This is a genomic window from Mycobacterium sp. ZZG (assembly GCF_054786995.1).
Genome location: NZ_JBTBFV010000004.1, coordinates 124,240 through 149,098 on the forward strand (window position 1 = coordinate 124,240; position 24,859 = coordinate 149,098).

Below are 24,859 nucleotides of genomic sequence, written 5' to 3' on the forward strand. Positions count from 1 at the left end.
CGCTGCCATCGTGGCAGCCCGCGAGCACTCCCTCAGCTCGTCGATCGCCCGCTGGCACGGTGACGAGCGGACGGTCGGCAGCCCGCTGACCGCCGCCGAGGTGGCCGCGATGCACCGCACCCGCATCTTCGGCGCCACCGGCACGGTGCTGATGGCCATCGGCGCGCTGGGCGCCGGCGCCCGGCCGGTGGTGCAGGACCCCACCTTCGGGGTCCGGCTGCTCAACTTGCCGTCGCGTATCCAGACGGTGTCGTTGACGATGACGACCACGGGCGCGGTGATGATGGCGCTGGCGTGGCTGATGCTGGGCCGGTTCGCGCTGGGCCCCCGCAAGATGACGCGCAGCCAGCTCGACCGGACACTGCTGCTGTGGGTACTGCCGCTGCTGATCGCGCCGCCGATGTACAGCAAGGACGTCTACTCCTATCTCGCCCAGAGTGAGATCTCGCTGCAGGGCAACGACCCGTACAAGGTCGGTCCCGCTCCCGGACTGGGCCTCGGTCACGTCTTCACCCTGTCGGTGCCGAGCATGTGGCGGGAGACCCCGGCGCCGTACGGGCCGCTGTTCCTGTGGATCGGCCGTGGCATCTCGCGCCTGACCGGGGAGAACATCGTCGAGGCGGTGCTCTTCCACCGGCTGGTCGTGCTACTCGGTGTGGGCATGATCGTGTGGGCCACCCCGCGCCTGGCCCGGCGCTGCGGCGTCGCCGAGGTCAGCGCGCTCTGGCTGGGTCCGGCCAACCCGCTGCTGATCATGCATCTGGTGGCGGGCATCCACAACGAGGCGCTGATGCTGGGCCTGATGCTGGCGGGCACCGAGTTCGCGCTACGCGGCGTGGACGCGGCCACCCCGTTGCTGCCCCGCCCGCTGACGTGGCCGCGCGGAAAGGAGCAGTGGGCCCGCTGGTATCCGCTGGCGATGCTCGTCACCGGCGCCGTGCTGATCACGCTGTCGTCGCAGGTGAAGCTGCCGTCGCTGCTCGCGCTCGGCTTCGTGGCGATGGCACTGGCCCACCGCTGGGGCGGCACCGTCAAGGCCTTCCTGATCGCGAGCGCCTCGCTCGGGACGGTCAGCCTGGCGGTGATGGCGCTCATCGGCTGGGCCAGCGGGCTGGGCTTCGGCTGGCTGTTCACGCTCGGCACCGCCAACGTGGTGCGCAGTTGGATGTCTCCACCGACCCTGCTGGCGCTGGGCACAGGCCAGGTCGGCATCCTGCTCGGGCTCGGCGACCACACCACCGCGGTGCTGGCACTGACGCGCGCGATCGGCGTGACACTGATCGCGGTCATCGTGTTGTGGCTGCTGTTGGCGGTGTTGCGCGGTCGGCTGCACCCCGTCGGCGGACTCGGCGTCGCGCTCGGAGCCACACTGCTGCTGTTCCCGGTGGTGCAGCCCTGGTACGTGCTGTGGGCGATCATCCCGCTGGCCGCCTGGGCCACCCGCCCACGGTTCCGCGCCGCGGCCATCGCCGTCACGCTGGTGGTCGGGATTTTCGGGCCCACCGCCAACGGCGACCGGTTCGCACTGTTTCAGATTGCGCTGGCGACCGTGGCAAGCACGGTGATCCTGCTGATCCTGGTGGCGCTGACCTATCGGAGGTTGCCCTGGCGCGTCCGCTCCGACGGCGCGGACGGCGAGGCATCACCGCCACCGCCGCCACCGCGCGCCAAACCCGACGCCTACGCTGAGACCCCGTGACCTCCGTACCTTCCCCCCCGGTGCAGTTGCGCGGGGTCAGCAAGCGATATGGAGCAACGACGGCCGTCGCCTCGCTCGACCTCGACGTGCGGGCCGCCGAGGTCTTCGCCCTGCTCGGGCCCAACGGCGCCGGCAAGACCACGACGGTGGAGATGTGCGAGGGCTTCATCAGGCCCGACGCCGGCTCGATCAGGATCCTGGGCCTGGACCCGGTCGCCGACAACGCCGAGGTGCGCGCCCGTACCGGCGTGATGCTGCAGGGCGGCGGCGCCTATCCGGCGGCCCGCGCGGGCGAGATGCTCGACCTCGTCGCGTCCTACGCCGCCGACCCGCTCGACCCGCAGTGGCTACTGGACACGCTGGGACTCACCGATTCGGCCCGCACGACCTACCGGCGGCTCTCCGGGGGACAACAGCAGCGGCTCGCGCTCGCCTGCGCGGTCGTCGGCCGTCCCGAACTGGTCTTCCTCGACGAGCCCACCGCCGGCATGGACGCCCACGCCCGGCTGGTGGTGTGGGAGCTGATCGACGCGCTGCGCCGCGACGGCGTCACGGTGGTGTTGACCACCCACCAGCTTGCCGAGGCCGAGGAACTGGCCGACCGGATCCTGATCATCGACCATGGCGCGGCGGTCGCCACCGGTACTCCCGCCGAGCTCATGCGCAGCGGAGCCGAGAACCAGCTGCGCTTCCGCGCGCCCCGCATGCTCGACCTCTCGCTGTTGATCGCCGCGCTGCCCGAGAACTACCGAGCCTCCGAGACCGCGCCGGGCGAGTACCTCGTCGAGGGACACATCGACCCGCAGGTGCTGGCCACCGTGACCGCGTGGTGCGCGCGGCTGGACGTGCTGGCCACCGACATGCGGGTCGAACAACGCAGCCTGGAAGACGTCTTCCTCGATCTGACGGGGCGGGAGTTGCGCAAATGACGACGGGAAACCGTTTCGCCCCGGGCACGTTCACCCCCGATCCGCGTCCAGCACCGATCCCGAAGATGCTGGCCGCGCAGTTCGGGCTGGAGTTGCGCCTGCTGCTGCGCAACGGCGAACAGCTGTTGCTGACCATGTTCATCCCGATCACGCTGCTGGTCGGGATGACGCTGCTGCCGCTGGGTGACTTCGGGGCGAACCGGGCCGACACGTTCGTCCCGGCCATCATGGCGCTCGCGGTGATCTCCACGGCGTTCACCGGGCAGGCGATCGCGGTCGCGTTCGACCGGCGCTACGGCGCGCTCAAGCGGCTCGGCGCGACCGCGCTGCCGGTGTGGGGCATCATCGCCGGCAAGTCGCTGGCGGTGGTCGCGGTGGTGTTCCTGCAGGCGATCCTGTTCGGCGCCATCGGCTTCGCCCTGGGATGGCGTCCGCCGCTGGCCGGTCTGGCGCTCGGCGCGATGATCATCGCGCTGGGGACCGCGGTGTTCGCTGCGCTGGGCCTGCTGCTCGGCGGCACCCTGCGCGCCGAGATCGTGCTCGCCGTGGCGAACCTGCTGTGGTTCGTCTTCGCCGGACTGGGCGCGCTCACCCTGGAAGGCGGGATGGTGCCGTCGGCGGTGCAGTGGGTGGCACGCCTGACGCCGTCCGGCGCGCTGACCGAGGCGCTGTCCCAGGCGATGACGTCATCGATGGACTGGTTCGGCTTGGCCGTACTCGCGGTGTGGGGTGCCGTCGGGGCGCTCTGCGCGTTGCGCTGGTTCCGCTTCACCTGAGCCGTTCAGCCACGCGCGTCACACGACCCGCCCCTACTACGAGGTGTAGTTAACGACGCTCTACCATCGGAGCGTGCCCGTCGGACGACTCTTCCTGCGGCTGGTCGACCTGCTGCCCGAACCCAGCCTTCGGGTTCAGCGCCTTATCGCCGCCGCCGTGATCCTGACCCAGGGCGGCATCGCCGTGACCGGGGCCATCGTGCGGGTCACCGCGTCGGGCCTCGGGTGTCCGACCTGGCCGCAGTGCTTCCCGGGCAGCTTCACCCCGGTCCCGCACGCCGAGGTCGCCGGTATCCACCAGGCGGTCGAATTCGGCAACCGGCTGTTGACGTTTTTGGTGGTGTTCACCGCCGCGGCGGCCGTGCTGGCCGTCATGCGCGCCCGGCGCCGCCGCGAAGTATTGATCTACGCCTGGCTGATGCCCGCCTCGACGGTGGCGCAGGCGATCATCGGGGGCATCACCGTGCTCACCGGCCTGCTGTGGTGGACGGTCGCGATCCACCTCCTGGTGTCGATGGCGATGGTCTGGCTGGCGGTGCTTCTGTACGTCAAGATCGGGGAACCGGACGACGGCGTGGTGGTCACACGGGCGCCGAAGCCGTTGCGGCAGCTGACCGCGCTGTCCGGCCTGACGCTGGCCGCGGTGCTGGTCACCGGAACGATGGTCACCGGCGCCGGCCCGCACGCCGGGGACAAAAGCCTGGAGCGGCCGGTGCCGCGGCTGCAGGTGGAGATCACCACGCTGGTGCACATGCACTCCTCGCTCTTGGTCGCCTATCTGTCGCTGCTGGTGGGCCTGGGTTTCGGTCTGCTCGCCGTGCGCGCGTCGCGGGAGGTCATGAAACGTCTCGGTGTCGTGGTGGTCCTGGTGGCCGCGCAGGGGACGCTGGGGGCGATCCAGTTCTTCACCGGGGTGCCCGAGGCTCTGGTCGCCCTGCACGTCGCGGGTGCTGCGGCGTGCACCGCCGCCACTGCGGCGCTATGGGCGTCGATGCGAGAGCGGACCGAGCCCGAGGCGCTCCAGCGCTGACTCCACGGCCAGCGCGAACCGGCGTTCCTGGCGCTTGCGGTCCGCCCCGTGCAGCTGGCGCCAGCCCAGGGACGGTTCCACCAACTCGAGCTCGAGCAACCGCGGATCGTCGCCACCGCCGATGAGGTCGACCCGCGCATACAGCAGCTCCGACGCCGTCAACCCGACCCGAGCCGCGGCCGCGGCCAACGCGGCGCGGCCGAGGTCCCACAGCTCGAAATCCGGATCGGCGGGGCACAGCGTCTCCTCGGCGTAGGTGCCTGACTCGTCGAAGACCGGCGACTGCCCCGGCGCGGGCAGCATCGGCGCCTTGGTGAACGCATGGGACTGCTCGCCGCCCAGGAACACCAGGGCGGTCTCGCCGGCGCTGATCCGCCGGTCATACGGCTGCACCAGCGCGGTACGCCCGGCCGCGTGCAGGGACACGGCGTGGGCGCGGGCCCGGGCGGCGTCGGTGAAGCGCAGCGCACCCACCGATCCGGCGCCCACCGACGGCTTGACCACCACCTCACCGGCTGGGATGGTCACCGGCTCCCCCGGTGCGAAGAACGCGCTGGGCACCGTCGGCACCCCGGCCGCGGCCAGGTCGGCCAGATAGCGCTTGTCGGCGTTCCAGGCCACCACTTCCGGCGGGTTCAGCAGATGCGCGACCCGCCGAGTCCAGGCGAGGAAATCGTCGAGCCGGTCGGTGTAGTCCCAGGTGGCCCGCAGGATCACCAGGTCGGCGTTCGCGGTGGCCGGATCGTCCCAGGATGCCCACCGGGCGTGCAGCCCCCGGGCCCTCAACGCGGCGACGAGGCCGGCGTCGTCGCCGTCACCCTCGGGCAGCGCCGCGCAGCCGGCGAACACGATGCGCGGGTGGAAGACGTCGGGGCGGACGAGTTTCATGACGAGTGGATGATAGACAGCATGCACGCCATCGAAGTCGCCGAGATCGGCGGACCCGAAGTCCTGTCCTTCGTCGAGCGGCCGCAGCCCACCCCTGGGCCGGGGCAGGTGCTGATCAGGGCCGAGGCGATCGGCGTCAACTTCATCGACACCTACTTCCGGTCGGGTCTCTACCCCCGGGAGGTGCCGTTCGTCGTCGGCAACGAGGTGTGCGGCATCATCGAGGCCGTCGGTGAGGGCGTGGCCGCCCTGAACGTCGGCGACCGTGTGGTGACCGACAAATCGCTCGGCGCGTACGCCGAGTACACGCTGGCGCCGGCCGATTTCGTGGCCTACGTGCCCGATGGCGTGGCACCTGAAGTGGCCGCCTCTGCCCTGCTCAAAGGCATGACCGCGCACTACCTGATCAAGTCGACCTACGAGGTGGCGCAAGGCGACGCGCTGCTGATGCACGCCGGCGCGGGCGGGGTCGGGCTGATCCTGACGCAGTGGGCGACCAGCCTGGCGGCGTCGGTGATCACGACGGTGTCGACCCCGAAGAAGGCCGAGCTGTCCCGGCGCGCCGGAGCGGTCGAGGTCCTCGATTACCCCGACGATCCGCAGGCGTTCGGCGCGCGGATCCGCGAACTCACCGACGGCGACGGGGTGGCCGCGGTGTACGACGGGGTCGGCGCGTCGACGTTCGAGGCCAGCCTGGCCAGCCTGGCGGTGCGCGGCACACTGGCCCTGTTCGGTGCGGCCAGTGGGCCCGTTCCCCCGGTCGACCCGCAACGGCTCAATGCGGCCGGATCGGTGTTCCTGACCCGGCCGAACCTCGCGCACTACACCCGGACACCAGACGAATTCTCCTGGCGCGCAGGCGAACTGCTCACCGCCATCGCCGACGGCACTTTGGAGGTCACCGTCAGCCACCGGTATGAGCTGCGGGAGGCCGAGCAGGCCCACCGCGACCTGCAGGGCCGCAAAACAGTCGGTTCGGTAGTTCTGATTCCCTAGACGGGCTCGGCGGCCGGGAAGATCCACGACCCGTCGAGGATCTCCGGTCGCGGCCGGTACAACCGCACCAGGTAGTTCCAGCCCGCCGTGACGGGCAGGTGATTGATCGCGCCTTCGGCGCCGGATTCACCCGATCCCCCGAATTGGATCGTCACGGCACCGTCGGCGTCTGTGACGGCGGTGACGTTGTTCACCGAGTACGCGCCGGCCGGGTTCGGGGTGAAGTAGCCCTCGGCGTTGTAGACCGTGATCGACCAGAACCCGTCCACCGGGACGTCGTCGACGGTGAGCCGGTGCACAGTCTTGCCGTCGTTGGCGTCCGGGTTGACCGTCAGGTACAGCGCGTCACGCTCCGGGTTGCCGCCCCACGCGGCGGCGGCGCCGATCAAGCGGCGCACCGGGTCCACCTCATCTTGGGCGCCGAACATGCCCCGCGTGTCCGGCAGCGTGGCGAACAGGGCGACCAATGCCTCACGTACCGCCTTCTGGCTCACCGGGTCCCAGTTCGGCACTTCGAAGCTGCCGGTCCTCGCCTGATCGACGATGATGCCGTCCTGCAGCGCGTGCACGGCGGCGAGATCGGCCGGATCGCCGGGGTCGACGAGCGTGCGCAACGCGAGCATCACGTACCGGGTCCCGATGCCGGCCCGGTCGAAGCGGTGACTGCCCGAGGTGTAGATCACCGTGGGAACGTAGTGGTCCTGGTTGATCACCTGCAGGGACCGGAACCGGGCACCAGCGTCGGGCAGCGTGACGGTGACGGCTCCGGCGTCCAGATCAAACACGCCGACTGAATACAGCGTGTCCCGGTTCTGGCGCACGACGAGCTGGTTGTCCAGCGGCCCGAAGTCCCGGAAGTGCGTGAAGCGTCCCAGTGCGCCGTCGCCGATGACGTTGCCGAAGTACAGGTCGGTCTCGGCGCGGATGAAATTGTCCGGCGAGACGTGCACGGTCACGGTCAGAGGCTGAACAGGGTCGGCAGTGCGAGCGCCGAGTCGACGGCCAGAGCGCAGAACACGACCGCCAGATAGTTGTTCGACTGCAGGAACAGCCTCAGCGGTTTCACCGGTTCACCGCGGCGCACGCCCGCATAGAGCTGGTGTGCCATTGCCAGGAACCAGGTGCCGGCGACGATCGCCACGGCCGCGTACAGCCAGCCGGTGGCCAGCGCCAGTCCGAGCGTGGCCGCGACAGTCAGCCAGGTGTAGATCAGGATGTGCTTGGTGACCTTCTGCTCGGTCGCCACCACCGGCAGCATCGGCACACCGGCCGCCTCGTAGTCCTCCTTGTAGCGCATTGCCAGCGCCCAGGTGTGCGGCGGTGTCCAGAAGAAGATGATCAGGAACATGACCAGCGCGGGCCACTGGATCGTCCCGGTGACCGCGGACCAGCCGATCATCACGGGCATGCAGCCCGCGGCTCCGCCCCACACCACGTTCTGCGATGTGCGGCGCTTGAGCAGCAGTGTGTAGACGAGCACGTAGAACGCGATGGTGGCGCCGGCCAGATGCGCCGACAGCATGTTGGTGGTCCACCACAGCCAGAAGAACGAGGTGACCGACAACGCCAGTCCGAAGATCAGCGCGTGGCTGCGCGGCACGGTCGCCCGCGCCAGCGCCCGGCGCTCGGTGCGCTTCATCTTCTTGTCGATGTCGGCGTCGGCGACGCAGTTCAGCGTGTTGGCACCCGCCGCGGCCAGCAGACCGCCGACGAGCGTGTTGAAGATCAACAGCGGGTCCACGGTGCCGCGGTGTGCCAGCAGCATCGCCGGGATGGTGGTGACCAGCAGCAGCTCGATCACCCGCGGCTTGGTCAGCCCGATGTAGCCGAGCACGCGGTCACGGAATCGGATCGGTCCCCCGGCGACGTCACCGACGAGGTGGCCTTCGCGAATCCTCACGCAACCAACTCCTCAGGGACAACATCGGGCCGATGCCACAGCGACCATCTACTACAGAGGATGGTAGACCGCCCGGGCCGGAGCCCGAAATTGCAGGGTCCATTTTCACAGGCACCGGGGATGAGATCGATCGTCCGTTCCGCACTAGGGTGGTTGATGCGGTCGACACCCCCGCCAAGCCAAGGAGAGCACGCGTCGTGACCACGATCGAAGAGATCACTTCCCTGACCCGGCCCAACCATCCGGACGACTGGACGGATCTGGATTCGCGGGCGGTGGACACCGTCCGGGTGCTGGCCGCCGATGCGGTGCAGAAGGTCGGCAACGGCCACCCGGGCACCGCGATGAGCCTGGCCCCGTTGGCCTACACGCTGTTCCAGCGGCAGATGCGCCATGACCCGAGCGACGTGCACTGGATCGGCCGCGACAGGTTCATCCTGTCCTGCGGGCACTCCAGCCTGACGCTCTACATCCAGCTCTACCTGGGCGGGTTCGGTCTGGAGCTCTCCGACATCGAGGCGCTGCGGACGTTCAAGTCCAAGACGCCCGGCCACCCGGAGTTCCGCCACACCCCCGGGGTGGAGATCACCACCGGCCCGCTCGGGCAGGGGCTGGCCTCGGCGGTCGGCATGGCGATGGCCGCCCGCTACGAGCGCGGCCTGTTCGACCCCAACGCCGCGCCCGGCACCAGTCCCTTCGACCACTACATCTACGTGATCGCCTCCGACGGCGACATCGAAGAGGGCGTCACCAGTGAGGCGTCCTCGCTGGCCGGCACCCAGCAGCTGGGCAACCTGATCGTGTTCTACGACAAGAACCACATCTCGATCGAGCACGACACCAACATCGCGCTGTCCGAGGACGTCGCGGCCCGGTACCGGGCCTACGGGTGGCACGTCCAGGAGATCGAGGGCGGCGAGAATGTCGTCGGTATCGAGCAGGCGATCGCCGAGGCCAAGAAGGTCACCGACAAGCCGTCGTTCATCTCGATCCGGACCATCATCGGTTATCCGGCGCCGAACAAGATGAACACCGGCGGGGTCCACGGGTCAGCACTCGGAGACGACGAGGTGGCCGAGGTCAAGAAGATCCTGGGTTTCGATCCGGACAAGACGTTCGAGGTCGGCGAGGACGTCATCACCCACACCCGTGAACTGGTGGGCCGCGGCAAACAGGCGCACGAGGCGTGGCAGCGCGAGTTCGACGCGTGGGCGCAGCGCGAGCCGCAGCGCAAGGCGCTGCTCGACCGGCTGACCGCACAGGAACTGCCCGAGGGCTGGGACGCCGATCTGACCTATTGGGAGCCGGGTTCCAAGCCGGTGGCCACCCGGGCGGCGTTCGGGCAGGTGCTCAACGCCGTCGCCCCGAAGCTGCCCGAACTGTGGGGCGGCTCGGCGGATCTGGCGGGCAGCAACAACACCACCATCAAGGGCGCCAAGTCCTTCGGCCCGCCGTCGATCTCCACCGCCGACTTCACCGCCGACTGGTACGGCCGGGTGCTGCACTTCGGTGTGCGTGAGCACGCCATGGGCGCGATCCTGTCCGGCATCGTGCTGCACGGGCCCACCCGCGCCTTCGGCGGCACGTTCCTGCAGTTCTCCGATTACATGCGTCCGGCGGTGCGGCTGGCCTCGCTGATGGACATCGACACCATCTATATCTGGACCCATGACTCCGTCGGTCTCGGTGAGGACGGACCCACTCACCAGCCCATCGAGCATCTCGCGGCGCTGCGCGCGATCCCGAACCTGTCGGTGGTGCGGCCCGGCGACCCGAACGAGACGGCCTACGCCTGGCGCAGCATCGTCGCCCGCGGCAACGGCAGCGGCCCGGTCGGTTTCATCCTGACCCGGCAGGGCATCCCGGTGCTGGAGGGCACCGACGCCGACGGGGTGGCACGCGGCGGCTATGTGCTCGGTGGCGGGGACGCCACGAGCGCCGACGTCATCCTGATCGCCACGGGGTCGGAGCTGCAGATCGCCGTCGAGGCCCAGAAGCTGCTCAAGGACAAGGGCACCACCGCCGCCGTGGTCTCGATGCCGTGTGTCGAGTGGTTCGAGAGCCAGCCCAAGGAGTACCGCGACCGCGTGCTTCCGCCGAACGTCTCGGCACGGGTGGCCATCGAGGCGGCGGTGGCGCAGAGTTGGTACAAGCTCGTCGGCGACACCGGCGAGATCATCTCCATCGAGCACTACGGCGAATCCGCCGACGACAAGACGTTGTTCCGCGAGTTCGGTTTCACTCCCGAAGCGGTGGTGGCAGCAGCGGAACGCACCATAGCCAATTGACCGCAACCGCGGTCAAGCCGAACCGACCGCACCGTCGGAACCGAGCAGACACGATGAGGACCTGACATGACCCAGAACCCGAACTTGGCAGCACTGGCCGCAGCAGGTGTGTCGGTGTGGCTCGACGACCTGTCCCGTGACCGGCTGCAGACCGGCAACCTGCAAGAGCTCATCGACACCAGGTCGGTGGTCGGTGTGACCACCAACCCGTCGATCTTCCAGGCCGCGCTGTCGAAGGGCCACGCCTACGACGCGCAGCTGGCCGAGCTCGCCGAACGCGGCGCCGACGTCGACGCCACCATCCGCACGGTCACCACAGATGACGTGCGCAACGCCTGCGACGTGCTGGCCAAGGTCTACGAGGCCTCCGACGGCGTGGACGGCCGGGTCTCCATCGAGGTGGACCCGCGCCTGGCCCATGACACCGACAAGACGATCCTGCAGGCCATCGAACTGTGGAAGATCGTCGACCGGCCGAACCTGCTGATCAAGATCCCCGCCACGATGGCCGGCCTGCCCGCGATCACCGCGGTCATCGCCGAGGGCATCTCGGTCAACGTGACCCTGATCTTCTCGGTGGAACGGCACCGCCTGGTGATGGACGCCTACCTGGCCGGCCTGGAGAAGGCCAAGGAAGCCGGCCACGATCTGTCCCGGATCCATTCGGTCGCCTCGTTCTTCGTGTCCCGGGTGGACACCGAGATCGACAAGCGACTCGACAAGATCGGCACCGACGAGGCGCTGGCGCTGCGAGGCAAGGCGGGAGTGGCCAACGCCCGGCTGGCCTACGCCGCCTACGAAGAGGTGTTTCTGGGCGGCGACCGCTTCTCGGCGCTGGGGTCGGCCGGAGCCCGGGTTCAGCGCCCGCTGTGGGCATCGACTGGCGTGAAGAACCCCGACTACTCCGACACCCTCTACGTCACCGAGCTCGTCGCCCCGAACACCGTGAACACGATGCCGGAGAAGACGATCGAGGCGTTCGCCGACCACGGCGTGGTCACCGGGGACACCGTCACCGGCCGTGCCGCGGAGTCCCAACAGATCTTCGACCAGCTGGCCGCGGTCGGCATCGACATTCCCGACGTGTTCCGGGTGCTCGAAGAGGAAGGCGTCGAGAAGTTCGAGAAGTCGTGGCAGGAGCTGCTCGAAGCCACCCAAGGTCAGCTCGACAGCGCCAAGGGCTGACCTCCCGATGGCCGAGGCGTGGCGTAACCCGTTGCGGGACAAGCGCGACAAGCGCATGCCCCGAATCCCGGGACCGTGCAGCGTAGTCATCTTCGGGGTGACCGGAGACCTTGCCCGCAAGAAGCTCATGCCGGCGATCTACGACCTCGCCAACCGCGGTCTGCTCCCGCCGTCCTTCGCGCTGGTGGGTTTCGCCCGCAGGGACTGGCAGGACGAGGATTTCGGCCAGGTGGTCTACGAGGCGGTCAAACAGCACGCGCGCACACCGTTCCGGCAGGAGGTCTGGGACCGCCTCGCCGAGGGTTTCCGGTTCGTGCAGGGCACATTCGACGACGACGAGTCGTACGAGCGGCTCAAGGAGACGCTCCAAAAGCTCGATGCCGAACGGGGCACCGGCGGCAACCACGCGTTTTATCTCTCCATACCGCCCAAGGCCTTCCCGGTGGTGTGTGAGCAGCTGCAGAAATCCGGGTTGGCCAGCCAGACGGACGGCAGCTGGAGCCGAGTGGTCATCGAGAAACCATTCGGGCACGACCTCGAGAGCGCCCGTGAGCTCAACGCGGTGGTCAACAGCGTGTTCCCCGAGGAGTCGGTGTTCCGCATCGACCACTACCTCGGCAAGGAGACCGTCCAGAACATCCTGGCGTTGCGGTTCGCCAACGAACTCTACGAGCCCGTGTGGAATTCGCACTACGTCGACCATATCCAGATCACGATGGCCGAGGACATCGGACTGGGCGGCCGCGCAGGGTATTACGACGGGATCGGCGCCGCACGCGATGTCATCCAGAATCACTTGATCCAGCTGCTGGCGCTCACCGCGATGGAGGAGCCGGTCAACTTCAGCCCGCATGAGCTGCAGGCCGAGAAGATCAAGGTGCTCTCGGCGACCCGGCCACTGCAGCCGTTGGGCCAGACCACCGCGCGCGGACAGTACACGGCGGGCTGGCAGGGCAGCGAGAAAGTCCCTGGACTCCTCGAGGAGGAGGGCTTCGCCCACGATTCCACCACCGAGACGTTCGCCGCCATCACACTCGAGGTCGACACCCGGCGCTGGGCCGGCGTGCCGTTCTTCCTGCGCACCGGAAAACGCCTAGCGCGCAGGGTGACCGAGGTCGCGCTGGTGTTCAAGCGGGCCCCGCACCTTCCATTCGACAGCACGATGACCGAAGAGCTGGGCAAGAACGCGCTCGTGCTGCGCATCCAGCCCGACGAGGGCATCACCTTGCGCTTCGGGTCCAAGGTGCCGGGCAGCGCCATGGAGGTGCGGGACGTCAACATGGACTTCTCGTACGGTTCGGCGTTCGCCGAGGACTCCCCCGAAGCCTATGAACGGCTGATCCTCGACGTGTTGCTGGGCGAGCCGTCCCTGTTCCCGGTCAACGCCGAGGTCGAATTGTCCTGGCAGATACTCGATCCGGTACTGGAGAACTGGGCTCGAAACGATGAGACATCGGCGAGGCTCGAGCCCTACGAGGCCGGCACCTGGGGCCCGCCGTCGGCGAATGAGGTCGCGCACCGGCTCGGACGGGAATGGAGGCGGCCCTGATCATGATCGTCGAATTGGCCGATACCACCACCAACGAGATCAACAAGAAGATCACCGGGATACGCGAGGAAGGGGGCGCGCTGACCCTCGGCCGGGTGCTGACGCTGGTGATCGTCCCCGACTGCGAGGAATCCCTGGAAGACTCGATCGAAGCGGCCAACTTCGCCAGCCGCGAACACCCGTGCCGCGTCATCGTGACGCTGCCCGGGGACGGCTCAGAAACCCGCCTCGACGCCGAGTTGCGTGTGGGGCGAGACGCCGGAGCCGGCGAGGTCGTGGTGCTGCGCCTGCACGGTGAACTGGCCGAACATGCCGACAGCGTGGTGCTGCCGTTCCTGCTGCCCGATACGCCGGTGGTGGCGTGGTGGCCGGCCACCGCACCGGACGTGCCGTCGCAGGATCCGGTGGGCCGATTGGCGATTCGCCGGATCACAGACGCCACCCGCTCCCCCGAGCCGTTGGGAGCGATCAAGAGCCGGCTGCCCGGGTATGCGCCCGGCGACACCGATATCGCGTGGAGCCGCATCACCTACTGGCGGGCGCTGCTGGCGTCGGCGATCGACGAACCACCGCATGAGCCGATCGAGTCGGCAGTGGTGTCAGGACTTCAATCCGAACCGGCACTCGACATCCTGGCCGGGTGGCTGGCCAGCCGAATCGACGGCGAGGTCACCCGTGCGGTCGGCACCCTGAAGGTCGAACTCCACCGCGCCACGGAGACCGTCACGCTCAGCCGCCCGCAGGAGGGAGTCACGGCGACGTTGAGCCGCACTTCCCGGCCGGTAGCGCTGCTTCCGCTGGGCCGCAGAGACGTGCCGGAGTGTCTGGCCGAAGAACTCCGCAGGCTCGACGCCGACGAGATCTACCGGGAAGCGCTGGCAGGATTGGACAAGGTGATCTACCGATGACGCGGACGATCAAAAGATACTCCGACACAGCGGCTCTGGTGGAAGCTGCCGGTGACCGGCTGGTGGACGCCGTTGCCTCGGCAATCCAGGAACGGGGGTCGGCGCACATCGTCCTGACCGGCGGCGGGACGGGCATCGGCCTACTCAGACGAGTCGGTGAACGCAGCGATGAGATCGACTGGCCGAAAGTTCACATCTACTGGGGCGACGAGAGATTCGTGCCCCGCGACGACGACGAACGCAACGAGAAGCAGGCCCGGGCGGCGTTGCTCGACCACGTCGACATCCCGGCGGCCAACGTGCACGCGATGGCCGCCAGCGATGGCGAGTTCGGTGACGCGCTGGACGCGGCCGCCGAGGCCTACTCGCAGGTGTTGATCGAGGCCGGTGGTGCCGAGCCCACACCCCCCTTCGACGTGCATCTACTGGGGATGGGCCCCGAAGGACACATCAACTCGCTGTTCCCCCACACCGCGGCGGTCAAGGAGACTGAACGGATGGTGGTCGGGGTCCCCGACTCCCCCAAGCCGCCCCCGAAGCGAATCACGTTGACACTCCCGGCGATCACCCGGTCGCGGCAGGTATGGCTGGTGGTGTCCGGCTCCGGTAAGGCCGACGCAGTGGCCGCCGCGATCGGCGGCGCCAAGCCCGTCGACATCCCCGCCGCGGGCGCCGTGGGCCGGGAGGCGACGGTGTGGCTACTCGACGAGGACGCGGCGTCGAAGCTCTGACCCGCGTACGAGAACGGCCAGCACGGCGGCAGCCAGCAGCAGCGCCGGAACGTCACCCCACAGGTGCCCCCTCGAGTGGCTGTCCCGCACGGCCTGCACCGCCATGATCGCGGCGTGCACCACACTCGACCAGACGGCGAACCAGATCAGAGGTGTGTGGGCTTCCGGGCGGCGCGCGGCCAGGCACAGAAACACCCCAAGCACGGCGTACAACCCGACGATCATCATGAAATAGTCCGATTCGTACGGCGCACCGTGATGCCATGCCCATCCCGACGGCCACACCGCGGCCAGCGGATACAGAAGCAGCATCAACGCGCCGAACACCACGAGCGCGATGCGCAGCAGCCGGTAGTAGGCGGTTGATGTCATCGTGCTCCTGGCGGGACTTGAACCCGCGGCCTGCGTCATGAGGACGCCACTCTCACCGACTGAGTTACAGGAGCGCGCCAACCCGAGTCAGCACGCCGATATTCGGTTCCGGCACCACGCGAGTGGGTGCACAGCACCGGTCTTACCACAAGCGCGGATCCCGGTCCACGGCGTCGGCCATACTGTCGTGATGGCAGACAGAGGTGGCAGACCGGTACGCACCGGACCGGAACGGATCCGCAAACTCGCACAGGCAGCACTGAACGCGGACGTCACCGTCGAGCAGGTTGACACCATCCTCGAGAGCCTCGGCGAAACACTCGAGGATCTGAACAATTCGACCGAGAACCTCGACGCCACCATGGAACGGTTCAACGCCACGATCACCCGTATCGACGAGTTGGCACCACGCCTGATCGCGGTGGTCGACCGCATGGAGGGCATCGTCGCCCGCGTCGAGCGGATCGTCGGCATCGGCGAATCCGTGATCACTCCGCTGGCCGTCACCGAACAGATGGTGCGCGGCGCGGTGGACAAGGTGCGCCGCAGCGCCGGGCTTTGATCAGTTAGCCACTGTTGCGCAGCGCGGTGGCCAGCCCGCTCATGGTGAGCAGGATGCCGCGCTGGACGAGTTCGTCCTCGTCGCCGGACCGATAGCGCCGCAGCAACTCCACCTGCAGATGGTTCAACGGCTCGAGGTATGGGAAGCGGTTGAACACCGAGCGTGCCAGCGCCGGGTTGTCGGCGAGCAGGTCGTCATGACCGGTGATGAGCTTGTGCATGCGGATCGTGCGGGCGTGCTCGTCGGCGATCTTGTCGAACACCCGGCGCCGCAATGCCTCGTCCTCGACCAGCTCGGAGTAGTGGGCGGCCAGCCCGAGGTCTGATTTCGCCAGCACCTGCGCCATGTTCGACAGCACGGTCGCGAAGAACGGCCACCGCCGGTACAGGTCCTGCAACACCGCGAGCCGCTCCTGGCTGCCCGGCCCGTCGCCCACATAGTCCTCGAACGCGGTGCCGGTGCCGTACCAGCCCGGCAGCATGACACGCGACTGGCTCCATGCCAGCACCCACGGGATCGCCCGCAGATCCGAGATCGACGTCGTCGGCTTGCGCGACGTGGGGCGACTGCCGATGTTGAGCGCGCCGATCTCGCTGACGGGTGTCGAGGCCTTGAAGTACTCAACGAAACCCGGTGTGTCGTGCACCAGTTCGGCGTACGCGCGCTGAGCGCGCGCCGCGAGATCGTCCAACACCTCGTAGGCGGGACCCGCGGCGTCACCGAGGCCCTCGACGTCGAGCAGGGTGGCTTCGAGTGTGGCGGCCAGTAGCGTCTCCAGGTTTCGGTGCGCGATTCGCGGTTCGGCGTACTTCGCCGCGATCACCTCGCCCTGCTCGGTGAGCCGCAGCGAACCCTGCACCGCACCGGGGGGCTGGGCCAGGATTGCGTCATAGCTGGGTCCGCCACCGCGGCCGACCGTGCCGCCGCGGCCGTGGAAGAGGCGCAACCGGATTCCGGTCTTGCGCGACGATTCGACCAAATCGAGCTCGGCGCGGTACAGCGCCCAGTTCGCCGCCAGGTAGCCGCCGTCCTTGTTGGAGTCCGAGTAGCCGAGCATCACCTCCTGGCTGTCACCGCGCGCGGCGACCACTGCGCGGTACAGCGGAAGGTCAAGTGCCGCTTCGAGAATCGACGCACCCCGCTGGAGGTCATCGATGGTCTCGAACAGCGGCACGATGCCGACCGGGGCGTACGGATGCTCCGACGAGGCATCCAGCAGTCCGGCTTCCTTGAGCAGCAGCGCCGCCTCGAGCATGTCCGACACCGACTCGCACATCGAGATGATGTAGTTGGGCACGGCCTGCGGTCCGAACAGCCGGACGGCTCTGGCCGCGGCGGCCACGATGTCGAGCTCCTTGCGGGCCAGCTCGGACAATTCGGCGTCCGGACCGGTCAACGGTCGGCGGGTCGCCAGTTCGGCGGCCAGGATCTCGACCCGTTGCTGTTCGTCGAGGGCCGTATAGTCGGCGTGCACACCGGCCCACGCCAGCAGCTCGGCGACGACCTCTTCGTGCACGTCGGAGTTCTGCCGCAGATCCAGCCCCGACAGGTGAAAGCCGAACACCCGCACGGCTTCCCGCAGCCGGGCCAGCCTGTCGTCGGCCAGCAGCGCACTGCCGTTGACGCGCAGTGATTGGTCGATCGCATCGAGGTCATCGAGCAGTTCGCCCGGTGCGGAGTAGGGATCCATGCCGAGGTCGAGCTCGTGCTCGGGCTGGCGGTCGAGGATCTGCCGGGCAGTCGCGGTCAGGCGGGCGTGCACGACGCGCAGGGCGCGCCGGTAGGGCTCGTCGGCGCGGGCCGGCTCGTGGCAGGCGTCGGCCAGAGCGGCCAGATGATCGCTGATGTGGACCAGCCGCACCGACATCGACAGTTCCTGTTCGAGCGCGGTGAGCTCCGAGAAGTAGTGCGCGAACGCGGTATGAGCGGCACTGCCGGTGGCCAGCCGGACCACCTCTGCGGTGACGTTCGGGTTGCCGTCGCGGTCCCCGCCGATCCACGAGCCGGGCCGCAGTATCGGCTCCTCCAGGATCCCCGCGTCCGGAAAGCGGGCCTGCAGGGCCGACCGCACCTCAGCGTTCACCTGCGGGATGACCTCCAGGAGCGCGGCCGAGTAGTACCGCAGCCCCGTCTCGATCTCGTCCTGGACCTTCAAGCGGGACAACCGGATCAACGCGGTCTGCCACAACGTCAGGATGTGGCGGCGCAGCTCGCGGTCGACGTCCTTGCCGTCGGGTGTGGTACCGAATCCGTGCAGGCGCAACCGCATCAACTCGGTGATGCGGTGCTGGGTGTCGAACACCGTGCGACGCCTGGTCTCGGTGGGATGAGCGGTGATCACCGGCGACACCAGGGCGCCGACGAGGGCGTCGGCGACGGCCGAGGCGTCCAGATCGGCGTCGTCGAGTTTGCGGTAGGTCGCGGCCAGGCTGCTGTTCTGTGGTGGCTCACCCGCCGCTTCGTGCACGGCCCGGCGACGTTCACGGTGGATGTCCTCGGCGACGTTGGCCAGCAACGCAAAATGAGTGAACGCGCGGATCACCGGGATGGCGAGGTGGACGTCGACGCCGTCGAACATCCGGGCCATGTCGACGCGGTCGATCTCGGAGCGGCGCACCCGGAACGCTTCGACGCGGGCCCGCTCGACGAGATCGAACACGTCGTCGCCGTTCTGCTCACGGACGGTGTCGCCCAGGATCGTGCCCAGCAGCCGGATGTCCTCGCGCATCGGTTCGGTGGCTTCCCGGCCCACCTGGGTGCGCTGCACTGCTCCGATGGGTTCCAGCGCGATGTCGGGTACTTCCGGAGCTTGAGCCATCGGTCGATTATCTCCGCTGCCTGTCACGGCTGCAGAGCGAGCCCCCCGCGTCAGCTGTACTTGATCTGGAGCGCCATCCCGACGATGGACACGATCCAAATACCGGTGACGAACAGCGTCAGGCGGTCGAGGTTCTTCTCCACGACGGTGGAGCCGGACAGGCTGGACTGCACACCGCCACCGAACAGGCTGGACAGACCGCCACCCTTGGCGCGATGCAGCAGTACCAGGAGGACGACCAACACACTGGTCACGACCAGGATGATCTGCAGGGCCAATTGCATAGGGGCCAGACTACCGAAACACGCGCGCGGTCAGGGAAGCGGGCCGCCCGCGGCGATCGCCGACAGTGTGGCGAACTGCTCGCCGTCCAGTGAGGCGCCGCCCACGAGCGCTCCGTCGACGTCGCCCTGACCGACGATCTCGCCGACGTTCTTGGCGTTCACCGAACCGCCGTAGAGCACCCGCACCCCGGCCGCGATCTCAGCGGAGGTCAGATTGCCCAGTTCGTCGCGGATGGCCTTACACACCTCCTGGGCGTCCGCCGCGCTGGCCACCCGTCCGGTCCCGATCGCCCAGACGGGCTCGTAGGCGATGACAGCCTGCCCGATCTGTTCGGCAGACAGCCCGGCCAGCGAGCCGCGTAGCTGGTTGACGTTGTACGAGACGTGGTTGCCCGCCTCGCGAACGTCGAGGTGCTCGCCGATGCAGATGATCGGGATGAGCCCGTGCCTGAACGCCGCCGCCGCCTTGGCGGCCACCAGCGCGTCGTCCTCGTGGTGGTAGGTACGCCGCTCGGAGTGCCCGACCACGACGAATGTGCAGCCCAGCTTCGCCAGGAACGCCCCGCTGATCTCGCCGGTGTAGGCGCCGGAATCATGCTGGGACACATCCTGGGCGCCGTAGGTGAGCCGCAGCTTGTCACCGTCGACCAGCGTCTGCACACTGCGCAGATCGGTGAACGGCGGGAGCACCGTGACATCGACCTTGTCGAAGTACTTGTCCGGCAACGAGAATGCGATCTTCTGCACCAACGCGATCGCCTCGAAGTGGTTCAGGTTCATCTTCCAGTTGCCGGCGATCAGCGGCTTACGGGACACGTCGGTCTCCTAGTTCTCGGGACTTTCGAGGACGGCGATGCCTGGCAACTCTTTGCCCTCAAGGTATTCCAGCGACGCGCCGCCACCGGTGGAAATGTGCGAGAAACCGTCCTCGGGCAAACCGAGCTGGCGCACCGCGGCCGCGGAGTCGCCGCCGCCGACCACGCTGAACGCGCCCTTACCGGTGGCGCCGATGATGGCCTCGGCCACCCCCTTGGTGCCCGCGGCGAAGGCCGGGAACTCGAACACGCCCATCGGGCCGTTCCAAAAGATCGTCTTCGCGTTGGACAGCAACGCGGAGAACCGCCGCACCGACTCCGGGCCGATGTCCAGACCCATCCTGTCGTCCGGGATCTTGTCGGCGGCCACCGTCTGCGGCTCCGAGTCCGCGGCGAACTTCTCGGCGACGACGATGTCGACGGGTAGGTGCAGCACGTCGCCGTAGTCGTCGAGCAGTTTGCGGCAGGTGTCGATCATGCTCTCTTCGAGAAGAGAGCTGCCCACCGAAAGGCCCTGTGCGGCAAGGAAGGTGAAGCACATTCCGCCGCCGATGATCAGGCTGTCGGCCTTGGTCGCGAGGTTCTCGATCACCGCGAGCTTGTCCGACACCTTCGAACCCCCGAGCACCACCGCGTACGGCTTCTCGCCGGCTTCGGTCAGCCGCTGGAGCACCTTGATCTCGGTGCAGACCAGCGTGCCGGCGTAGTGCGGCAACAGCATCGCGACCTCGTAGACCGAGGCCTGCTTGCGGTGCACCACCCCGAACCCGTCTGATACGTAAGCTGCCCCGGACTCTGGGCCGCCGACGAGCTCGACGAGCGCCTTGGCCAGCTCAAGCCGCTCCGCCTCGTCCTTGCTGGTCTCGCGCGGGTCGAAACGGATGTTCTCCAGCAACAGGATGTCGCCGTCGGTCAGCCCTTCCGAACGCGCCAGCGCGTCGCTGCCGACTACGTCGCCGGCCAGCTGGACATGCCTGCCGAGCTTGTCGCTGAGCGCCTTGGCGACCGGCGCGAGGGAGAACTTGGGGTCCGGCTTGCCCTCGGGCCTGCCGAGGTGGGCGGCGACGACGACCTTGGCGCCGGCGTCACTGAGCGCCTTCAGCGTCGGCACCGAGGCGATGATGCGCCCTGGGTCGGTGATTTTGTCGCCGTCCAGCGGGACGTTCAGGTCGGAGCGCACCAACACGCCCCGCCCCGAAACACCCTCGGACAGAAGATCGTCGAGTGACTTAATGCCCATGGCTAGAGGGACTTGCCGACTAGGCCGACCAGATCGACCAGGCGGTTGGAGTAGCCCCACTCGTTGTCGTACCAGGAGACGACCTTGGCCAGGTTGTCGACGACCTTAGTCAGGCCCGCGTCGTACAGCGAGCTGTGCGGGTCGGTGACGATGTCGGTGGAGACGATCGGCGCGTCGTAGTACTTGAGAATCCCCTTCAGCTGCCCTTCCGCTGCGGCCTTCATGGCGGCGTTGATCTCGTCGACGGTGGCCTTCTTGCTCAGTTCGGCGGTGAGGTCGGTGACCGAACCCGTGGGGATCGGCACCCGCAGCGCGTAGCCGTCGAGCTTGCCCTTCAGCTCGGGCAGCACCAGACCGATGGCCTTGGCCGCGCCGGTGGAGGTGGGCACGATGTTGATGGCGGCGGCGCGGGCGCGGCGCAGGTCCTTGTGGGGGCCGTCCTGCAGGTTCTGGTCCTGGGTGTAGGCGTGGACCGTCGTCATCAGGCCCTTCACGATGCCGAACTCGTCGTTGAGCACCTTGGCCAGCGGGCCGAGGCAGTTCGTGGTGCACGAGGCGTTGGAGATGATGTTCTGGCTGCCGTCGTACTTGTCGTCGTTGACGCCGAGCACGATGGTGATGTCCTCGTCGCTGGCCGGCGCGGAGATGATGACCTTCTTGGCGCCCGCGTCCAGGTGGCCCTGCGCCTTGGCGCGGGCGGTGAAGATACCGGTGGACTCGACGACCACGTCGACGCCGAGGTCACCCCAGGGCAGCGCGGCGGGGCCTTCCTTGACCTCGAGGGCCTTGATCTTGTGGTCGCCGACGACAATGGTGTCCTCGCCCTCGAGGCTGACGTCGTAGGGCAGACGGCCCAGGATCGAGTCGAACTTCAGCAGGTGCGCCAGCGTCGCGTTGTCGGTGAGGTCGTTCACCGCGACGATCTCGATGTCGGTGTTCTTGCCCTCGGTCTTCTGCGCATCCAGCGCCCGGAAGAAGTTGCGCCCGATACGGCCGAAGCCGTTCACGCCTACGCGGATCGTCACGTGTGTCTCCTCTGTCCTCTGTGTTTCGGTGAACTGCGGCGTCGACTACTCGAGCAGTCAGCCTAGTGGTTGGCCCCACCACTGCGTGCGGTCGCCCCGGGTCGCGGTCACAGCATCCCCAGACTCTGGTCGACGTACGGGTTGCCGAGCCACTGCCTGCGGATGCGCTGCAGGGTGCCGTCCTCTTCGAGCTCGGCCTGGGCGACCTGAAGCCGGGCGAGAAGCCGCTGCTCGGCGGGGTTGACCGCGATCGCGATGTCCTCCACCGAGAGGCCGCGCTGCACCATCTCGACCCCGGGCACCTCCTTGACCAGTTCGGCCAGTGCCGGCGCGAGTTTCATCACCGCATCGCAACCGCCGGCCACCAGGTCGGCGATCGCCGCCGTTACCGCGCCGTAGTCGTAGACGCGCACCCGGTCGGCCTTGCCGTCCTCGACCATCCGCTGCGCGATCGCCTCGCTGGTGTTGCCGCGCTGCACGCCGATGGTCAATCCGGTGAGGTCGTCGACGGAGTGCACGTGCGGCAGCCGAGCGGTGTCGACGGCCAGCCCCTGCCCGGAGATCAGGTAGGGCGGCAGGAACGCCACCTTGCTCTCGCGCTCGGGGGTGACGGTGGTGCCTGCGATGACGCAGTCGTACTCACCGGCGGCGAGCCGGTCGAAGATCCCGTCGAGATCAGCCCCGTCGTAGACGACGAACTCGACGTCCTCGGCGATCGCCGCCGCCAGCGCGGTCATCATCTCGATGTCGAGGCCGGACCGGCCCGGCATGGAGTTGAACGGTGGTTCCGGATAGGCCACCCCCACCCGCACGGCGGCCCCCACGGGTCAGGCGTCCTCGAGCAGATCCGGCGTGACGGCCGACTCGGTGTCCGGGATCCCGTCCTGTTTGGCCTTGCGGTCGGCCATCGAGAGCAGCCGCCGGATACGGCCTGCCACAGCGTCTTTGGTCATCGGCGGGTCGGCCAGCCGGCCCAGCTCCTCCAGGGAGGCCTGCCGATGGGCGACGCGCAGACTACCCGCGGCGGCGAGGTGGTCGGGCACGGAGTCCCCGAGGATCTCCAGCGCGCGTTCCACCCGTGCGGCGGCCGCGACGGCGGCGCGGGCCGAGCGTCGCAGGTTGGCGTCGTCGAAGTTGGCAAGCCGGTTCGCAGTGGCCCGCACCTCGCGGCGCATCCGCCGCTCCTCCCAGGTCAGCCGGGTGTCCTGGGCGCCCATTCGGGTCAGCAGCGCACCGATGGCCTCGCCGTCGCGAACCACGACCCGGTCACTGCCGCGCACCTCGCGGGCTTTGGCGCTGACACCGAGGCGCCGCGCGGCTCCCACCAGCGCCAGTGCCGCCTCCGGCCCGGGGCAGCTGACCTCCAGCGCCGACGAACGGCCCGGCTCGGTGAGCGAGCCGTGCGCGAGAAACGCTCCGCGCCAAGCAGCTTCGGCATCGGCGACGCTGCCGCCGACCACCTGGGCCGGCAGGCCGCGGACCGGGCGGCCGCGCAGGTCGAGCAGGCCGGTCTGCCTCGCCAGCGCCTCCCCGTCCTTGGCCACCCGCACCACGTAGCGGGTGCTCTTGCGGATGCCGCTCGCGGACAGCACGTGCACCACGGCGTTGTAGCCGTACAGGTCGTAGATGTCCTTGCGCAGCCGCCGGGCGATGATGCCGAGATCGACCTCGGCCTCGACGACGACGCGGCCGGACACGATGTGCAGACCGCCGGCGAATCGCAGCAGCGAGGCCACCTCGGCACGGCGGGCACTCACAGAGTTGACCACCAACCGGCTCAGTTCGTCTTTGACCTCGGCTGTCATCGCCACGGGTCGTCACCTCTCGGTCCGTTCGCTGTCGGCGTGGGCATGGTCGGCTGCTGGAACCCCTGGTGGGTGCCATCGGAGGCCGTGCCGCGCGTGCGAACCCCCTCCAGCGCCGCGGCCAGCCTCGCCGGGTCATGTAAAGGTGTACCAGGTCGGGAAACGTCAGCAAACTCAACGTTCGCGTCGAGGATGGTGGCGGTGCGGCGCAGCTGGTCGCGCTCGCGGTCACTCGGGACGCGCGCCGAGTCGACGACGATGTCGTGCACCGTGAAACCCGGCGCGTGCTGGGCCAACACGTGGATGTGACGCTCGACCGAGAAACCGGCGGTCTCCCCCGGTTCGGCGACCAGGTTCAGCACCAGCGCGCGGCGGGCCGTGGTCGCCTTCAGCGCCGCGGCCAGCTGAGGCACCAGCACGTGCGGGATCACGCTGGTGAACCACGACCCCGGGCCGAGCACCACCAGGTCGGCGTTCATGATCGCGTCGACGGCCTGATGGGTGGCGGGCGGATCGTTGGGCAGCAGCCGCACCCGGCGCACCTTGCCCACCGTGGTGGCGATCGCGACCTGGCCGCGGATCGAGCGGCTGACGCGCGGGTCGGAGTCCAGGCCGACCACATCGGCCTCGATGCCCAGACCGACCGGACACATCGGCAGCACCCGGCCCTTGACGCCGAGGATGCGGCCCAGCTCATCGAGAGCAGCGACGGGATCGGCGAGCACCTCGTTGAGGCCGGCGAGCACCAGGTTCCCGATGGGATGCCCGGCCAGCGCCCCGCTGCCACCGAACCGGTGCTGGATGATGGTGGCCCACAGCCGGCCGTGCGGGCTGTCGGATGCCAACGCCGCCAGCGCCATTCGCAGGTCACCAGGGGGCACGACATCCAGCTCGCTACGCAGCCGGCCGGACGAGCCTCCGTCGTCGGCGACGGTGACGACCGCCGTCACGTGGGGGGTGAGCCTGCGCGCCGCCGACAGCGTGGCGTAGAGGCCGTGGCCTCCGCCGAGCGCGACGATGCGCGGGCTCATCTGTCCTCCTCGCGTGCGGGGGGGGTGA

At 68.5% G+C, this 24,859-nt stretch carries 23 protein-coding genes; 11 read left to right on the forward strand and 12 right to left on the reverse strand.

The window, feature by feature from the left end:
• Positions 1 to 10: 10 nt before the first annotated feature.
• From mptB to ACXMYJ_RS04380, 4 genes are all read left to right on the forward strand, one after another.
• Positions 11 to 1,699 (forward strand): polyprenol phosphomannose-dependent alpha 1,6 mannosyltransferase MptB, encoded by a 1,689-nt coding sequence (gene mptB / locus ACXMYJ_RS04365; RefSeq protein ID WP_260752180.1) that lies wholly within the window; start codon positions 11 to 13, stop codon positions 1,697 to 1,699.
• Positions 1,696 to 2,628 carry an ABC transporter ATP-binding protein gene (locus ACXMYJ_RS04370; RefSeq protein WP_443186565.1) on the forward strand — a complete coding sequence of 311 codons (933 nt, stop codon included), beginning with the start codon at positions 1,696 to 1,698 and terminating at the stop codon, positions 2,626 to 2,628. Before mptB ends, ACXMYJ_RS04370 begins: the two co-directional genes overlap by 4 nt.
• Positions 2,625 to 3,404 carry an ABC transporter permease gene (locus tag ACXMYJ_RS04375; RefSeq protein ID WP_260752178.1) on the forward strand — a complete coding sequence of 260 codons (780 nt, stop codon included), beginning with the start codon at positions 2,625 to 2,627 and terminating at the stop codon, positions 3,402 to 3,404. Before ACXMYJ_RS04370 ends, ACXMYJ_RS04375 begins: the two co-directional genes overlap by 4 nt.
• A 100-nt stretch (positions 3,405 to 3,504) precedes the next feature.
• Positions 3,505 to 4,434, forward strand: coding sequence for a COX15/CtaA family protein (locus ACXMYJ_RS04380; protein ID WP_260758092.1), 930 nt, complete (start codon positions 3,505 to 3,507; stop codon positions 4,432 to 4,434).
• On the opposite strand, the gene ACXMYJ_RS04385 is transcribed toward ACXMYJ_RS04380, so the two are convergent.
• Complete coding sequence (locus ACXMYJ_RS04385; RefSeq protein WP_443186564.1) at positions 4,384 to 5,322, reverse strand: ATP-grasp domain-containing protein; 939 nt, start codon at positions 5,320 to 5,322, stop codon at positions 4,384 to 4,386. The genes ACXMYJ_RS04380 and ACXMYJ_RS04385 overlap by 51 nt on opposite strands.
• Before the next feature lie 21 nt (positions 5,323 to 5,343).
• Here ACXMYJ_RS04385 and ACXMYJ_RS04390 point away from each other — a divergent pair, with 21 nt between their 5' ends.
• Positions 5,344 to 6,318, forward strand: a complete 975-nt coding sequence (locus ACXMYJ_RS04390) for a quinone oxidoreductase family protein (RefSeq protein WP_443186563.1) — start codon at positions 5,344 to 5,346, stop codon at positions 6,316 to 6,318.
• Here ACXMYJ_RS04390 and ACXMYJ_RS04395 read toward each other — a convergent pair.
• Entirely contained in the window at positions 6,315 to 7,274 is a 960-nt protein-coding gene (locus ACXMYJ_RS04395; protein ID WP_460354267.1) for a DUF1214 domain-containing protein, read from the reverse strand. The genes ACXMYJ_RS04390 and ACXMYJ_RS04395 overlap by 4 nt on opposite strands.
• A gap of 2 nt (positions 7,275 to 7,276) precedes the next feature.
• Positions 7,277 to 8,170, reverse strand: coding sequence for a heme o synthase (locus ACXMYJ_RS04400; RefSeq protein WP_260758091.1), 894 nt, complete (start codon positions 8,168 to 8,170; stop codon positions 7,277 to 7,279).
• A 245-nt stretch (positions 8,171 to 8,415) separates the two neighbouring features.
• Here ACXMYJ_RS04400 and tkt point away from each other — a divergent pair, with 245 nt between their 5' ends.
• From tkt to pgl, 5 genes are all read left to right on the forward strand, one after another.
• Positions 8,416 to 10,506: a transketolase gene (gene tkt / locus ACXMYJ_RS04405; RefSeq protein WP_460354269.1), complete on the forward strand. Its 2,091-nt coding sequence runs from the start codon at positions 8,416 to 8,418 to the stop codon at positions 10,504 to 10,506.
• Between the two features lie 66 nt (positions 10,507 to 10,572).
• Entirely contained in the window at positions 10,573 to 11,691 is a 1,119-nt protein-coding gene (gene tal / locus ACXMYJ_RS04410) for a transaldolase (protein WP_460354272.1), read from the forward strand.
• A 7-nt stretch (positions 11,692 to 11,698) separates the two neighbouring features.
• Entirely contained in the window at positions 11,699 to 13,240 is a 1,542-nt protein-coding gene (gene zwf / locus ACXMYJ_RS04415; RefSeq protein ID WP_260752170.1) for a glucose-6-phosphate dehydrogenase, read from the forward strand.
• Between the two features lie 2 nt (positions 13,241 to 13,242).
• Positions 13,243 to 14,148: a glucose-6-phosphate dehydrogenase assembly protein OpcA gene (opcA, locus tag ACXMYJ_RS04420; protein WP_260752169.1), complete on the forward strand. Its 906-nt coding sequence runs from the start codon at positions 13,243 to 13,245 to the stop codon at positions 14,146 to 14,148.
• Positions 14,145 to 14,879, forward strand: coding sequence for a 6-phosphogluconolactonase (pgl, locus tag ACXMYJ_RS04425; protein WP_443186561.1), 735 nt, complete (start codon positions 14,145 to 14,147; stop codon positions 14,877 to 14,879). The genes opcA and pgl overlap by 4 nt, the downstream gene beginning before the upstream one ends.
• Here pgl and ACXMYJ_RS04430 read toward each other — a convergent pair.
• The gene (locus tag ACXMYJ_RS04430) at positions 14,847 to 15,251 is read right to left on the reverse strand and encodes a DUF6632 domain-containing protein (RefSeq protein WP_260752167.1); all 405 of its coding nucleotides are present in this window, start codon (positions 15,249 to 15,251) and stop codon (positions 14,847 to 14,849) included. The genes pgl and ACXMYJ_RS04430 overlap by 33 nt on opposite strands.
• 190 nt (positions 15,252 to 15,441) lie before the next feature.
• Here ACXMYJ_RS04430 and ACXMYJ_RS04435 point away from each other — a divergent pair, with 190 nt between their 5' ends.
• Entirely contained in the window at positions 15,442 to 15,813 is a 372-nt protein-coding gene (locus ACXMYJ_RS04435; RefSeq protein ID WP_443186560.1) for an SNARE domain-containing protein, read from the forward strand.
• Positions 15,814 to 15,817: 4 nt separating this feature from the next.
• Here ACXMYJ_RS04435 and ppc read toward each other — a convergent pair whose 3' ends face one another.
• The 8 genes from ppc to yvcK all read right to left on the reverse strand — a co-directional run bounded on the left by ppc (position 15,818) and on the right by yvcK (position 24,831).
• Positions 15,818 to 18,631: a phosphoenolpyruvate carboxylase gene (ppc, locus tag ACXMYJ_RS04440; protein ID WP_260752165.1), complete on the reverse strand. Its 2,814-nt coding sequence runs from the start codon at positions 18,629 to 18,631 to the stop codon at positions 15,818 to 15,820.
• A 50-nt stretch (positions 18,632 to 18,681) separates the two neighbouring features.
• Complete coding sequence (gene secG / locus ACXMYJ_RS04445; protein WP_003932081.1) at positions 18,682 to 18,915, reverse strand: preprotein translocase subunit SecG; 234 nt, start codon at positions 18,913 to 18,915, stop codon at positions 18,682 to 18,684.
• 30 nt (positions 18,916 to 18,945) lie between these two features.
• Positions 18,946 to 19,731, reverse strand: a complete 786-nt coding sequence (gene tpiA / locus ACXMYJ_RS04450) for a triose-phosphate isomerase (protein WP_260752164.1) — start codon at positions 19,729 to 19,731, stop codon at positions 18,946 to 18,948.
• Between the two features lie 9 nt (positions 19,732 to 19,740).
• Positions 19,741 to 20,970 (reverse strand): phosphoglycerate kinase, encoded by a 1,230-nt coding sequence (locus ACXMYJ_RS04455; protein WP_443186559.1) that lies wholly within the window; start codon positions 20,968 to 20,970, stop codon positions 19,741 to 19,743.
• Between the two features lie 2 nt (positions 20,971 to 20,972).
• Entirely contained in the window at positions 20,973 to 21,995 is a 1,023-nt protein-coding gene (gene gap / locus ACXMYJ_RS04460; protein ID WP_260752162.1) for a type I glyceraldehyde-3-phosphate dehydrogenase, read from the reverse strand.
• A gap of 107 nt (positions 21,996 to 22,102) precedes the next feature.
• Positions 22,103 to 22,819, reverse strand: coding sequence for an ABC transporter substrate-binding protein (locus tag ACXMYJ_RS04465; protein ID WP_443186558.1), 717 nt, complete (start codon positions 22,817 to 22,819; stop codon positions 22,103 to 22,105).
• 3 nt (positions 22,820 to 22,822) lie between these two features.
• A complete protein-coding gene (gene whiA, locus ACXMYJ_RS04470) occupies positions 22,823 to 23,800 on the reverse strand; it encodes a DNA-binding protein WhiA (protein ID WP_260758090.1) in 978 nt (325 codons plus the stop codon).
• Positions 23,797 to 24,831 (reverse strand): uridine diphosphate-N-acetylglucosamine-binding protein YvcK, encoded by a 1,035-nt coding sequence (gene yvcK, locus ACXMYJ_RS04475; protein WP_443186557.1) that lies wholly within the window; start codon positions 24,829 to 24,831, stop codon positions 23,797 to 23,799. The genes whiA and yvcK overlap by 4 nt, the downstream gene beginning before the upstream one ends.
• Positions 24,832 to 24,859: the final 28 nt, after the last annotated feature.

Coding starts and splice junctions, on each gene's coding strand:
- ACXMYJ_RS04455 (WP_443186559.1), bottom strand. CDS start 20,970: ATGGGCATTAAGTCACTCGACGATCTTCTGTCCGAGGGTGTTTCGGGG.
- ppc (WP_260752165.1), bottom strand. CDS start 18,631: ATGGCTCAAGCTCCGGAAGTACCCGACATCGCGCTGGAACCCATCGGA.
- yvcK (WP_443186557.1), bottom strand. CDS start 24,831: ATGAGCCCGCGCATCGTCGCGCTCGGCGGAGGCCACGGCCTCTACGCC.
- secG (WP_003932081.1), bottom strand. CDS start 18,915: ATGCAATTGGCCCTGCAGATCATCCTGGTCGTGACCAGTGTGTTGGTC.
- ACXMYJ_RS04375 (WP_260752178.1), top strand. CDS start 2,625: ATGACGACGGGAAACCGTTTCGCCCCGGGCACGTTCACCCCCGATCCG.
- ACXMYJ_RS04430 (WP_260752167.1), bottom strand. CDS start 15,251: ATGACATCAACCGCCTACTACCGGCTGCTGCGCATCGCGCTCGTGGTG.
- ACXMYJ_RS04390 (WP_443186563.1), top strand. CDS start 5,344: ATGCACGCCATCGAAGTCGCCGAGATCGGCGGACCCGAAGTCCTGTCC.
- whiA (WP_260758090.1), bottom strand. CDS start 23,800: ATGACAGCCGAGGTCAAAGACGAACTGAGCCGGTTGGTGGTCAACTCT.
- opcA (WP_260752169.1), top strand. CDS start 13,243: ATGATCGTCGAATTGGCCGATACCACCACCAACGAGATCAACAAGAAG.
- ACXMYJ_RS04435 (WP_443186560.1), top strand. CDS start 15,442: ATGGCAGACAGAGGTGGCAGACCGGTACGCACCGGACCGGAACGGATC.
- tal (WP_460354272.1), top strand. CDS start 10,573: ATGACCCAGAACCCGAACTTGGCAGCACTGGCCGCAGCAGGTGTGTCG.
- ACXMYJ_RS04385 (WP_443186564.1), bottom strand. CDS start 5,322: ATGAAACTCGTCCGCCCCGACGTCTTCCACCCGCGCATCGTGTTCGCC.
- pgl (WP_443186561.1), top strand. CDS start 14,145: ATGACGCGGACGATCAAAAGATACTCCGACACAGCGGCTCTGGTGGAA.
- zwf (WP_260752170.1), top strand. CDS start 11,699: ATGGCCGAGGCGTGGCGTAACCCGTTGCGGGACAAGCGCGACAAGCGC.